This is a genomic window from Flavobacterium glycines (assembly GCF_900100165.1).
Classification (GTDB): domain Bacteria; phylum Bacteroidota; class Bacteroidia; order Flavobacteriales; family Flavobacteriaceae; genus Flavobacterium; species Flavobacterium glycines.
The window spans coordinates 88,811-102,948 of sequence record NZ_FNEO01000002.1 but is presented as its reverse complement, the minus strand read 5'-3'; the positions used below and the strand labels follow the sequence as shown (position 1 = coordinate 102,948).

Annotated in this window: 6 protein-coding genes; all 6 read left to right on the top strand. The window is 32.9% G+C overall.

What is annotated here, in order from left to right:
- Positions 1–97 precede the first annotated feature (97 nt).
- The 6 genes from BLR17_RS08945 to BLR17_RS08920 all read left to right on the top strand — a co-directional run bounded on the left by BLR17_RS08945 (position 98) and on the right by BLR17_RS08920 (position 13,810).
- A complete protein-coding gene (locus tag BLR17_RS08945) occupies positions 98–4,288 on the top strand; it encodes a hybrid sensor histidine kinase/response regulator transcription factor (protein WP_066329852.1) in 4,191 nt (1,396 codons plus the stop codon).
- Positions 4,289–4,736: 448 nt separating this feature from the next.
- Positions 4,737–7,931 carry a SusC/RagA family TonB-linked outer membrane protein gene (locus BLR17_RS08940; protein ID WP_066329854.1) on the top strand — a complete coding sequence of 1,065 codons (3,195 nt, stop codon included), beginning with the start codon at positions 4,737–4,739 and terminating at the stop codon, positions 7,929–7,931.
- A gap of 17 nt (positions 7,932–7,948) precedes the next feature.
- A complete protein-coding gene (locus tag BLR17_RS08935; protein WP_066329855.1) occupies positions 7,949–9,727 on the top strand; it encodes a RagB/SusD family nutrient uptake outer membrane protein in 1,779 nt (592 codons plus the stop codon).
- Positions 9,728–9,754: 27 nt separating this feature from the next.
- Entirely contained in the window at positions 9,755–10,927 is a 1,173-nt protein-coding gene (locus tag BLR17_RS08930; RefSeq protein WP_066329857.1) for an IPT/TIG domain-containing protein, read from the top strand.
- 70 nt (positions 10,928–10,997) lie between these two features.
- A complete protein-coding gene (locus BLR17_RS08925; RefSeq protein ID WP_066329858.1) occupies positions 10,998–12,281 on the top strand; it encodes an alginate lyase family protein in 1,284 nt (427 codons plus the stop codon).
- A gap of 131 nt (positions 12,282–12,412) precedes the next feature.
- Complete coding sequence (locus tag BLR17_RS08920; RefSeq protein ID WP_066329860.1) at positions 12,413–13,810, top strand: glycosyl hydrolase family 28 protein; 1,398 nt, start codon at positions 12,413–12,415, stop codon at positions 13,808–13,810.
- Positions 13,811–14,138: the final 328 nt, after the last annotated feature.

The following is a 14,138-nucleotide window of genomic DNA, read 5'->3' as shown; positions in this document are numbered from 1 at the left end:
ATAAAAAGAGGTTTTGTTTATACTGTTTAGATTTAATTTATAAATTTGGAGCTCTCCACAATTATTTATTTTATAATCTAAAAATACCTCAGGATTAATGAAAAAATCAATCATCATTTGGTTGTTAATTTTTATCAGTCATTTAAGTTTTGCCCAATATTCTAATCTTAAATTTGAAAATTTTGATACTAACAAAGGACTTTCAAGTAGTACTAGTGTTGAGATATTTCAGGATAGTGATGGTTTTTTGTGGTTTGGTACTATTGATGGTTTGGATAAATATGATGGTTACGAATTTGAGATTTACCGTCCGGTAATAAATGATATACATTCTATTAGTAATAATCGTATTAATGCAATCAAAGAAGATAGTAAAGGTTATTTATGGGTGGGTACCAGTAATGGATTGAATGTTTTTGATAAAAAATCGCAAAAGTTTTACCGAATCAATCTTTATAAGAATAAGATTGAAAGTTTAGGTTTAAAGGAAGAAATAAATAGTCTTTTATTTGATAAAAAAAATAATTTACTTTGGGTAGGGACAAAAAACGGATTATTGAAAATTGATCTGGATTCTGCAAATACGCCTTCTTTTAGTAATCTCAAATTTACCCGTTATACAAATAATCCCAAGGATAAAAAGTCAATTGATAATAATAATGTAACTAATATTATTCAGGATAAAAAAGGAAATACCTGGATAGGCACCGAAGGTAGTAATTTACATAGGTATAATTTTAAAACGAATACTTTCGATAGGGTTAATATTGTTTTTGAACCCAATCAATACTTAGATCATTTACCTAAACAAATTTTATTAGATAAGGACGGACATTTTTGGATTGGGAATAATTTGTCTCATCTGTATTTGTTTGATATTAATAAAAATACCTTCAAAAAAATTGCTCCTGTTAGTCAAAATATTCCTGTATTTCATTTGTATCAGGATAAAAAAGGTACGGTTTGGGTGTCTACTGATGGAAGCGGTCTTTATTTGTTAGATAAAAATAAAGGTTTGATTCAACATTTGATGCAAAATCCGGATGATCCTTTTTCATTGCCTAATAATCAGCCTTCAAAGGTTTTGGAAGATAAAGAAGGAATTTATTGGATTGCCAGTTATAATAAAGGAATCAATAAATTGGCCTTGTTTAAATCATCTTTTGGGCATCATTTTTATAAAGCCAATAGTAATAACGGTTTGAGTACCAGAATTGCACAATCGGTGATAGAAGACAGTAAACAAAGGATTTGGATTGGAACTGATGGTGGTGGATTGGATTTGTTTAATGATAAAAATGGAAGTTTTACTCATTTTAAAAGCATTGCCGGAAATCCAAATTCTTTAAGTTCTAACAAGATTTTGTATTTGTTAGAAGGTGATAGTAATGATTTGTGGGTATGTACCTGGGATGGAGGACTTAATAGATTTAACACTGAATCAGGTCAGGTAAAACGATATGAAAATAATCCTGGAAATCCTTTTTCAATAGGACAAAATACAGTTTGGTGTGCCGCAAAAGATAATCAAAAACGCCTGTGGTTGGGAACATCAACTTCGGGCTTGAATTTGTTTGATGCCGAAACTGAGAAATTTTACCAGTATAAGAATGTTCTGAATAAGCCTAAAAGTTTACTAAGTAATTTTGTTTTCTCGCTTTTTGTTGATTCTAAAAACAGATTGTGGGTTGGAACTTCATTGGGACTTTGTTATGTGAAACTTAATAATTTGACAAGCAGAATTCCTAAAAGCATCAATTTTGAGGAAATAAAAATAAAAAACATACAAGGAAACCGTATTAATCATATTACCGAAGATTATAAAGGAAATATCTGGGTAGGTAGTGATATGGGATTGTATGAACTAGATATTAATTTAAAACTAAAGCATTCTTATTCTTCTAAAAACGGACTTCCAAATAATTTAGTTGTTGGGTTACAGGAAGACAATAATAAGAGTATATGGATTAGTACTAAAAGTGGATTGTCTTTGTTGAATCCCAGAACCCAAAACATTAAGAACTTTAATGTTCATGATGGGTTGCAAGGATTGGAGTTTCAGAGTAAATCGATAGCTAAAACCTTTGATGGCAGAATCATTGTGGGAGGACTTAACGGATTTAATATTTTTTACCCTAATGATATTTCGTTGAATTCAGATAAAGTGAAACCTATTATTACTGATCTTAAAATCTTTAATAAAAGAGTTAATGCGGGTGATACTATAAATGGGCGGGTACTCTTTGATGAAGCAGTTTCAAATCTTAAAGAAATAGAGTTGAAATACAATGAAGGTTATATTTCTTTCAGTTTTGTTGCTTTGAATTATCAAAATCCGGAAAGGGTTAAGTATGCTTATAAGATGAGCGGTTTGGATAATGATTATGTTAATGTGGATAATAACAGAGTGGCTAATTATGCTAATTTGGCTCCGGGAAGTTACACATTTGAAGTAATGGCCTCCATTGACGGACAATGGAAAAATGCCGAAAAAACCACTATTTTAGTTAAGGTTCTTCCTCCTTTTTGGAGAACATGGTGGGCTTATACTTTGTATGTTATTCTTTTTGCTGCTTTATTGTGGTTTGGATTGGATTATTATACTAACAAGATAAACGAAGAAAAAGAACATGAATTGGATCAAATGAAATTGCGTTTCTTTATCAATGTTTCTCACGAATTCAGAACGCCACTTACTTTAATTTTAAATCCGGTAGAAAAGATTTTATCTCATTTTAACGATACCGAAGAAGTCAAAAAATCAGCTCTGATTATTCAAAAGAGTAGTAAGCGATTGCTTTATTTGGTGGATCAGCTTTTGGATTTAAGAAAGATGGATATGGGTAAGTCCCGTTTGGAACTTTCTAATATGGATATTGTCGCTTTTGCCAGAGATACTTTTTCTCTTTTTGAAGATTTAGCTAAAAAGAAGCAAATCCGTTTTGTATTCAAATCTGCTTTAAAAGAATATTACGGACAATTCGATCCCGATAAAATAGAGAAAATGTTGGCTAATTTGTTGTCCAATGCGATTAAGTTTACCGATAATGGTGGAATAATTACCCTTTCTTTATCTGAAGTGCAGTTGTCTGAAAAAAAATATAAAAAACTGTTTTTTAGTCCGACTACTCAGGTGAAAGGGATTCAAATCCAAATTTCTGATACAGGTATTGGTTTTAAAAAGAAACAATTGAAGGAAGTGTTTCAACGTTTTTTTCATGCTGATTCCAGCAAAACAGGAACAGGTATTGGGTTGAATTATACTAAGAGTCTGGTAGAATTGCACAAAGGACAAATAACAGTAGAAAGCCAGTATAAAAAAGGAACTACTTTTTCGATTATTCTTCCTGTTGATTTGAAAGCAGTGGTGAAACAAAAAACATCAAATGCCTGGACTTCTCAAGGTGTGGAAATGAATGCCATCCAATCGGCAGAGTATGAAATTGCAATTTCTGATGAAAAGCTGAAACCGGAAACGGTAACTTCCGAAAGTGATAAAGAAGTTAAACCGTTATTACTAATAGTAGAAGATAATAAAGTGCTTCGTAATCATCTTAAAAGCGAATTGAAAGAGTATTATCAAGTCAAAGAAGCAACAAACGGAGTAGAAGGATTGGAAAAAATCAGAAAGTATCAGCCAAATATGGTTATTAGTGATGTCATGATGCCAAAAATGGACGGTTTTGAACTCTGTCAACAGCTTAAAAATGATTTTGAAATCAGTCATATTCCTATTTTGTTGTTAACGGCCAGGAATCTGGATGAAGACATGATTCGAGGTTATCAAACCGGAGCCGATGCTTATCTGTCAAAACCATTTAATATGGCGGTACTTAAAACCCGAATTGATAATTTGTTGGAAGCCAGAAAAAGATCAAGAGAACGTTTTGCTGCTATTGGGGGTATTGTGGCTTCTTCTGAAATCACCATCAATTCTTTAGATGAACGATTTTTAGATAAAGCTACAAAAGTAGTGGTAGATAATGTTAGTAATATCGATTTTACTTTGGATGATTTAATTGGAAATTTAGGAATGGGACGTTCGCAGTTTTACAGAAAGATTAATTCTTTGACAGGACAAAATCCAAGTAATTTTATCCGAACTATTCGCTTAAAATATGCTTCCGAAATGTTGTTGACCAATCAATTTTCGATAAAAGAAGTAGCCTTGAATTGTGGATTTAATTCTACAGCTTATTTTACAAAAACCTTTAAAGAAGTTTTTAAAGTAACCCCTACACAGTATATTCAGGATCAAAAAGACTTAGAGGAGACTACTGAAGAATAGATTTTTTAACATAATATTTTGCTAAAAAGGCTCCGTTTCAACTTAAAAACGGAGCCTTTTTTTAATATTTATTTAAGATGTTTTTACTGAAAAATCCTTCGAATAAAAAATATTTTTAAAATTATTCTCTTCAAAACTAATTGGGTTTGAAAGCTTGGAAGTACTGTGAAATAAGAGAAAATTAGAAAATGGTCGATAAGTTATACTGTTTGAATCATAGGTTATAGACTGCTTTTTTTTTAATCTATAATATTGTAATGCTATTATCATCATTATGATAAAATTAATGATTAAAAATTATGAGTATTAAAATTATGAACCTTCAAAAAATAATTAAATGTAAAAAGAACTAAATTTCATTACCAATTTCGATTCACTAATTTTAAACGTGAATTCTAATAAAAAAACTAATAACTAAATCAATTAATAACGAAAAAAACAATTCATTATGAAGATAAATGTTTTGAATAAAACCGAATTATGGAACAGGCTGAAACCATCTTTGGTTTTGTCTTTTCTGGTTTGTGTTTCTTCCCAAACGTATGCAACAAATAGCGGTGCTTTAAATTTTGTTGAAAAATATGCTTTAAACGCATCCCAACAACAAATTATAATTAAAGGAAAAGTGGTTGCTGCTGAGGATAATATGGGAATTCCAGGTGTTAATGTTACTATAAAAGGTGTTGCAGTGGGTGGAGTAAGTACTGATTTTGATGGAGCTTATGCAATCAGAGTGCCTTCTAATAATTCAGTACTTGTTTTTAGTGCATTAGGATATAAAACTCAGGAAATAAAAGTGGGTGATCTAAAAGAAATTAATGTCACTTTAGTCTCTGCTAGTTCAGATTTGAAAGAAGTAGTTGTAGTGGCTTATGGTACTCAAAAGAAGATGACAGCAACGGGTTCTATCGAAACTGTATCAGCTAAGGCTTTTCAAGATAGAGCAGTTACCAACCCGGCTTTGGCTTTACAAGGTCAGACTCCAGGTTTAACTGTGACCCGTAATTCATCAAGACCAGGTCGTGAGGGTATTAATTTGCAAATTCGAGGAGCTAGTTCTATTAATGGTGGCTCACCGTTAATTGTAATCGATGGAAATCCTGCTATTAATAATGAAGCTTTCTACAATATGAACCCGGATGATATCCAATCCATAACAGTTTTAAAAGATGCTTCTGCTGCATTATACGGTTCACGTGCTTCTAATGGGGTAATTATGGTTACAACCAAAAAAGGGAAGTCAGGTAAAATGAGAATTGAAATGGCTACAACTACCAGAATAAATACTTTAGGAATCAGACCTCAGGCACCAACGATGCAGCAATATGCGACAGTTTGGTTAGATGCTGCAGAACAGGATGGTACTCAGGCTAATTATTGGGGATGGCAGTCTAAAGAAAATTTACAATTAATGCAAACGGGTTATGCCGGTATCTACCCAACACTATATTGGGGTGATATATACATTTCCAATTCTCCTAGATATGATCAAATGTTTGGTAGATCGGTTTCTACCTATCATAATGGTAGTATTTCAGGAGGTACTGATAATTCGAATTATCGTGTGTCTTATGGGTATTCAGAGGATGTAGGGGCATTGAAAACAGCCTATGATGGAAAAAAACAATACAACGTTAGATTAAATTATGATTTTAATGTTAATAAGTGGTTGAAGTTAGAAACAAATGTATCGTATTTAAAATATGACCTTTCTTCACCATCTTCTGGTCTGGATGGTTCGGTATCGCAAGATCCGCCATTCTTCCCGTCAAGAAATCCCTATGGGCAATGGTATGCCAACTTTAACATTGCTGGTAATAGAAATGCAGTAGCAGCAACGGTTGACGGTGGTAGAGACAAAACGACCAGAGATCAGATTATGATGAATATGGCAGCTACTTTTACGTTGTCAAAAGGTTTAACTTTCCAAACTAAAGTAGCTTATAATAAAGATTTTTTTAATAATCTTAATTATATTATTACAGTTCCTCAGTATAGTTGGTATGGTGAGTTGGCGCCTGAATCGGTTAATTCCGTTTCTTCAATCAGACAGGAGAACAAACAAATTACCTATCAAAATTATGGTGGTTTCTTAAATTATGAAAAAGAAGTAGGAGATCATAATTTTTCAGCACTTTTAGGTATGACAGCTGAAAAAACTGAAGATACTAGATTGTATGGATACAGATTAGGCTTTGTTGATAACGGTGTTTATGATATCAATATGGGGTCTATTGAAAACAAAGTGGAAGCTACAGGAGGTAGAGGACATAAAGGATTGTATTCTTATTTAGCCAGATTTAACTATGGTTATAAAAATAAATATTTGTTAGAAGTGAGTGGAAGACGTGATGGTTCTTCACAATTTGGTCCGGGAAATAAATGGAATAATTTCGGAGGTGTACAAGCGGGTTGGGTTGTTACAGAAGAAAGCTTTCTGAAAGATTTTAAACCATTAAGCTATTTAAAATTAAGATATTCTTATGCTGAAATGGGTTCACAATCCGGTATTTCAAATTATAGTTATGTTTCTAATATAACTAATACCAGTTCGGTTTTCGGTACTACTCCGGCTTTACAAACAGCCAGTTATGTAAATGGTATTACTTCAAATGATATTTCTTGGGAAAGAGTTGTAATGAAAACTTATGGGGTTGATTTCAGCTTCTTTAATAAAAAATTATTTGGATCGTTTGATGGTTACACCAAAAAGAATGTTGGAATGTTGACTAATATTATTTTCCCAGATGTACTAGGTGGTACTGCTCCAAAAACCAATGCAGGTGAATTAGCAACCAAAGGTTGGGAAGCTTCGTTGGGTTATAGAGGTGAACTGGGTAAATTAAAATATACCGTTTCGGCTAATATGGGAGATAGTAGAAATATTTTGCTTAAGAAAGAAAATGCTACTGCTATTTCAAATGGTATAAATACGAATGGTGTTGTAGGATATCCTTTAAATGCGGTTTTCTTATACCAAACAACCAATTTGTTTCCAAATCAGGCTGCTGTAGATACCTATTATGCAAATACTAATGGTAACGGTTCATTGCCTTCAGGAGTTAATGTATTACGTCCAGGAGACACACAAAGAGTCGATTTAAATAGTGATGGTATTATTGATGTGAAGGATGTGAAATTTATGGGGGATACTGCTGCCCACTATGTTTACGGTATTAACCTAAGTGCAAATTACGGTAAGTTTGATGTTTCTACTTTCTTTCAGGGGCTTTTAGAACAAAACATTCTTAGAACAGGTTTCTTATCTTATCCTTTCAATACTTTATATGGTAGTCAAACTACGGCTTACATAGGTAAAACCTGGACTGAGACAAATACAGATGCAGTTTACCCAAGAATGACAGCCAATACGACCAGAGCAGCTTGGAACTGGAAAGACAATGATTTTATGTTACAAAACAACCGTTATGTTAGATTAAAATCTTTAATCGTGGGTTATACCATGAATGATTTTAAAATCGGAAACTTTCAGTTAGATAAATTCAGAGTGTATTTCTCTGGAAATGATTTATTTGAGTTTTCAAAAGTAAAAGATGGATATGATCCTGAATTTGGAGATAGTTCTAATGTTATCTATCCATTTACAAGAACCTATTCTCTGGGATTAAATATATCCTTTTAATTATTAAAAAGTATAATATGAAAAATATAGTAACAACCTTAGTTCTGTCTTCAGTATTGTTATTTTCCAGTTGTCAGAGTGATTATTTAGATTTAGATCCTCTTGATGTACAAACAGAAGCAGCTTATTTTAAAACTCCGGCAGATTTTAAAGCGGCATCTAATGATTTTTATAATAAAATGGTTAGTTGGAAAGCTATTAACGGTAGTAGTATTTATAATTTTATGGATTTCGGTACTGATCTAACTTCGTTAGCTCAGGAAGAAGGTAGAGGAAATACAGTTGCAACCAATTCAGATATATACTGGACAAATCCTTACAAATACATCCGTGCAAATAACATTTTGTTAAAGGCAGCTGAGAATTATTCTGGTGATAAATCAGCTATTGCACAATATGTTGCTGCAGCAAAATTCTTTAGAGCCTGGCATCATTTCTTTTTATTAAAAAGATTCGGTGGTGTGCCAATTGTAACAACAGTAGTTGATATAAACGATGAGAGCTTATATGGAAAACGCAGTAGTCGATATGAAGTAATGAAGCAAATCCTAAAAGATTTATCAGAAGCAATTCCTGATTTACCATTGGAGCAAAATATTGCAGCAGCCGATAAAGGACATTTGAGCAAATGGGCAGCTGAAGCTTTTAAAGCCAGAGTGCTTTTATATGAGGCTACATGGGAAAAATATGTAGGCACTACTACTGATGGTGATGGTGTGACTACTGGTGCAGGTACTGTCGAAGTAGCGTCAAATACTACTGCTTACTTACAAGAGGCTATTGCATTAGCAAAAGATGTAATGGGGAATGGAGGTTATGAATTATGGAATTATAATTCAGTATTGAATAATATGAGTATGTGTTATTTGTTCAATTTAGAAGATGCAGGCTCTAATCCGGCTGGTTTGGATAAATCAACTAATAAAGAATTTATTTTATCTAGCAAATACGATTATGGTCTATTACAAGGGGGGATTAATTTAAGCCATACTGTAGCTTCAAGATTAGCTCCTTCCAGAAAATTTATGGATATGTTTCTTTGCACTGACGGTTTGCCTGTTGATAAATCCCCTTTGTTCAAAGGATATGTAAAAGTAGGAGATGAATATCAAAACCGTGATTATAGATTAACCTCTTATTTTGTTGATATTAATACTGATGCTGTGCCGGTTTCAGGAGCTATTAAATTATTTGGACCAGGAGGAGACAGTGGTTCTGGTTATGCTAACAGAAAATTTAGATCCTATAAATATGGAACTTATCGTGCCGCAAATACAGAATCTCCAGATTATCCTCAAATTCGTTTAGCTGAAGTTTATCTTATCTATGCAGAAGCTTTATATGAATTGAATGGAGCTATCACCGATCTGGAATTAAACCAGTCAATTAATTTGATTAGAGGTAGAGCGGGGCTTCCAGCACTGACAAATGCCTTTGTTACAGCAAATAATTTGAATATGTTAGACGAAATAAGAAGAGAAAGAGCAGTAGAATTATTTGGTGAAAATACGCGTTATGACGATTTAAAACGTTGGGGTATTGCAGAACAAGCCTTGAACAATCCAATTTTAGGGTCTGTTATTCAGGGTACTGATTATGAAGGTAATACTGCTGTTTATAAACCAGCATTGTATCCATATGGAGAATTGTCAGTAGCTACGGGTAAAGGTAGTCTGAGAGCTTTGCTTTTAGATCCAGTAGGGAATAGAAATTTTCAGCGTAAGCATTATTTGTTTCCAATACCATTAACTCAAATGCAGTTGAATACGAAACTATTGCAAAATCCACAGTATTAATTAGTAATTTTTTTAAATTATACTACTATGAATCAGATTATAAAAAACAAAATAAAAGCCCTAACAGTATTATTTAGTATAGTACTAATGGCTTCATGTAGTGATCAGGAAAAAGATTTCACGGGAGAATCCCTGGTTACCTATCCTGCTGTTACGGTTTCCTCAGTTTCACCTTCTGAGGGAACTTCAGGAAATATTGTTACTTTAACAGGGACTAATTTTGGTCAATATGTTAAAGCTGCAAAAATTTATTTTAATGGTATTCTTGCGGATGAGATATTAAGTTATACGGATACTTCAGTTACAGTTAGGGTGCCTCAGGATGCAGGAACAGGACCTATAACTGTAAAAGTTTGGACTAACAAAGTAATAACGGAAGATTTTACTTATATGACCGGAGCTACTATTTCAAATCTTTCTCCTAATTCTGCTAATGTTGGAGATTTAGTGACAATTAATGGGCAAGGTTTTGGTACTGATTTATCAAAGGTACAAGTTACTTTTACCGACGGAATAACCAAATATGATGCTAAATTTGGTAAAGTTATTTCTGTTTCAAATACTCAAATAGGGGTGTTAGTTCCTAAAGGAGCGGTTACCGGAAAAGTAAGGGTTTGGTTAGAAAATCAAATTATCACTGGACCTGAACTTAAAGTAATCGCACCACCAAAAGGGAAGTATATTTTTGAATTTGATGATCCAACAGATGTTCAATGGTTACCAGCTCAAAATGGTACTTACAAAATTGAAGATGGTAAAATGAAAGTTACTTTTGATCCAACACAATTAGGTACAACTGCCAGTAAACGTCGCGCAGATTTATATAACATAATTAATGGTATTTTTCCATATCCATCAGGAACAGCTAAAACGAAATGGGTTCAATCTCCAACCTATCCTATTTTGGCAATGAAAATTGCTTTTACCGGAACAGGGGCAGTTAAGCCTGGTACAGGTAATATTATCCTTGATCCATCTGTTTCAGGTGGAATTAATGCGGGTAATAATAAATATAAAACCGACTTTGTCGCTCAAAATGTTATTTACTACGATTTATCAGCTGATTATTTAACAGAAACCGAATTAGCAACAAGACAGTTTAAGATAGCCGATATAGTGGGGACTGAAACAGGTTATGAGGTAGATTGGATACGTACATTTAAAAGCACTGCTGAACTTAAAACATTCCTTGGTTTGTAAAAAAAGTAATTTATAGACCAAGAATAACCTTAATTCTTGGTCTATTATTAGTAAATAAAAAAGTATAAAAATGAAAAAAAATATAAAAGCTAAAATAGCAATCGCAATAATAGGTTCTTTATCTTTTATTGCTTGTAGTTATGATTATGGATTGCCAGAAAGCAAAGTAGATACTGGAACTACTACTACTGAAGATATCACAGTACCATCAAATATGGTCTTTGCTCATCCCGGATTATTGCATTCTCAGACCGATTTTGACCGAATGAAAACAAATGTTCAGAATTTGGTAGATCCATGGATTTCAGGTTATAATAAAATGATTTCCAATAGTCATGCTTCGGCCACTTATACGATGAAAGGACCTGTAGTAACTCTTATCAGAGGAGGAGGTTCGCTAGAGGAACCTTTGCCAGATAATTATAGTACTGCTTTTAATGATGCTCACGCGGCCTATTTAACGGCTATTCGATGGAAAATTACAGGTGATGTTGCTTATGCTAATAAATCAATCCAAATTTTGAATGCTTGGGCAGCTACCTGTACATCTATTAGCGGAGATTCTAATAAAGCATTGGGAGCTGGTATTTACGGTTATCAATTTGCTAATGCGGCTGAGATTATGCGTGATTATTCAGGTTGGAATGCTACCGATTTAGCAAAGTTTAAAAAATGGATGTTGGATGTATTTTATCCAGTTAATTATAATTTTTTACAAACACATTACAATACCTGTAGTTCTCACTATTGGGCGAATTGGGATTTGTGTAATTTAGCTTCTATAATGTCTATTGCTGTTTTAAATGATGATGTTGCTAAATATACTTATGTTATTAATTATTTAATGAAAGGTGTCGGAAATGGACAATTAATTAAAGCAATTAATTATATACATCCTAAAACAGCCAATGATGATATTGATTTAGGGCAAATTCAGGAAGCAGGAAGAGATCAGGGACATGCTTTAATGGTAATTGGTTTGCTAGGTTCTATTGCTCAAATGGCTAATAATCAAGGGTTAGATGTGTATGGCTATAATGATAATATGATTTTAAAAGCAGCTGAGTATGAAGCTAAATTTAATGCAGCTAGATTATCAGTACCCTTTACAACTTATACTAATTGCGATAATATTACTCACACAACTGCTGCAGATGATGCTGCAAGAGGAAGTTTGAGACCTGTTTGGGAAAGAATTTACAATCATTACACTGTAAAAAAAGGGATTAAAGCTCGTTACATAAAAATGGCTAGAGATATTGTATATCCGGAAGGAGGAAGTGGAGAATATGATGTTAATAGTGGAGGATATGATGATTTAGGATTTGGAACTTTATTGTATAGCGTAGAGTAGTTTTTAAATGAATCTAAAAGAATCAAATTTTGAAACCCATTAGAATTTCAAATCTAATGGGTTTTTTAAATCTAATCATTTGATTTTTAATACATTTTATAACCACTATGAAAAATAGAATAGTACTAAATATGAATAAAACTTTTTTTACAATCCTTGGGTTGCTGATGATTTTTCAATTATCAGCTCAGGAATTAATTACTTATGAGGCACCGGGAGGATATAAATATTCGGCACATAATGACGATTTTACCGTGCTTGTACGAACTCCAAAAGGAGAATGGAAAGATTTGTTTGAATACAATGTAGAAGTGGATTTGGATACTAAGTCAATTGCCTCGATGGCTTATTTTGATTTTTCCGGTAAAGTGGAAGTCATGATTAAGAAGAATAATGGCTTAGTTAATAAGGTAAATATTCGTCCTGCAATTTTGGGGATTCAGCACATAGTAAAGGGAAATACGATAACTTTTTCATTAGACAAACCATCCAAATTATCGATAGAAATTGATGGCGACAGACTGCATAATTTACATCTTTTTGCCAATGCCCTTGAAAAAAATAAGCCGAATCCAAAAGATCCCAACGTGATTTATTTTGGTCCGGGAGTTCACCAACCCAATGATCAGCCTGGGAATGTTTATCACATACCTTCCGGAAAAACAGTTTATATTGACGGCGGAGCCATTGTAAAAGCAAAGTTTTTAATATCTGATGCAAAAGATGTCACTATTAGAGGAAGAGGTATTATTATGCAGCCCGAAAGAGGGGTGGAAATTCGGAATTCGAAAAATGTAATTATTGATGGACTCACTTTTATTAATCCTTCCCATTACACCGTTTATGGAGGGCAAAGTAACGATTTAACTATTCGAAATATCAAATCGTTTAGCAGTAAAGGCTGGAGCGATGGCATTGATTTGATGTCCTGTTCTAATGTGGAAATTGATGATGTTTTTATGCGAAATTCAGATGATTGTATCGCTATTTATGGACATCGTTGGGATTTTTATGGCGATGCTAAAAATTATCTTATTCATAATTCAGTATTATGGGCAGATATAGCACACCCTACTAATATAGGGCTTCACGGAGATGCTGAAGGTAAGGGAAATCTAATTGAAAATATAACGTTCTCAGATATCGATATTCTGGAACATGACGAAGACGATCGAAATTATCAGGGATGTTTAGCCATTAGTGCCAGCGATAATAATCTGGTGAAAAATATACGTTATGAAAACATCCGAATTGATGATATTCAGGAAGGGCAATTATTTAATTTCAGAGTTTATTTTAATGAAAAATACAGTAATGCTCCTGGTAAGGGGATCCAAAATTTAGTGTTGTCAAACATTAGTTATAATGGACGTCCCGTAAATCCGTCTTTACTGGAAGGTTTTTCAAAAGATAGACTAATACAGGATGTTGAAATTAATAATTTTAAAATTAATGGTGAGTTGATTCAGGAGGATAAAACAAATAATTATGTGATAAAACGTTTTGCTCAAAATATAAATTTTAAATAAGGTAAAAGTACCATTATCCTAAACCAGTACTAATTTTTTAATGCCAAGACTACGTTTTCTTAAGCGTAATCTTGGCTTTGTTATTTAGAATTGCTAGAATTATGGGGTGTCTTTGTTCTGTTGTAAATAATTTTAATTCAATAGTTTATGTTGTGTTAATACGTTGTAAAATTTATCTGTGTTTTTTATAAAATAAATTGAAAAATGGATGATAGTTTATATATAATGGTTGATAATTAGTATTCAAGAAGAATTCATGTAGGTATTTTTGATTGTAAATAAATGAAGATAACGCTATGCTATAATCAAAAATCAAAACGCCTATGAT

Excerpts from the sequence above, each read along its gene's own strand:
- BLR17_RS08925 (WP_066329858.1), top strand. The coding sequence starts at position 10,998 with ATGAAAAAAAATATAAAAGCTAAAATAGCAATCGCAATAATAGGTTCT.
- BLR17_RS08935 (WP_066329855.1), top strand. The coding sequence starts at position 7,949 with ATGAAAAATATAGTAACAACCTTAGTTCTGTCTTCAGTATTGTTATTT.
- BLR17_RS08940 (WP_066329854.1), top strand. The coding sequence starts at position 4,737 with ATGAAGATAAATGTTTTGAATAAAACCGAATTATGGAACAGGCTGAAA.
- BLR17_RS08930 (WP_066329857.1), top strand. The coding sequence starts at position 9,755 with ATGAATCAGATTATAAAAAACAAAATAAAAGCCCTAACAGTATTATTT.
- BLR17_RS08945 (WP_066329852.1), top strand. The coding sequence starts at position 98 with ATGAAAAAATCAATCATCATTTGGTTGTTAATTTTTATCAGTCATTTA.
- BLR17_RS08920 (WP_066329860.1), top strand. The coding sequence starts at position 12,413 with ATGAATAAAACTTTTTTTACAATCCTTGGGTTGCTGATGATTTTTCAA.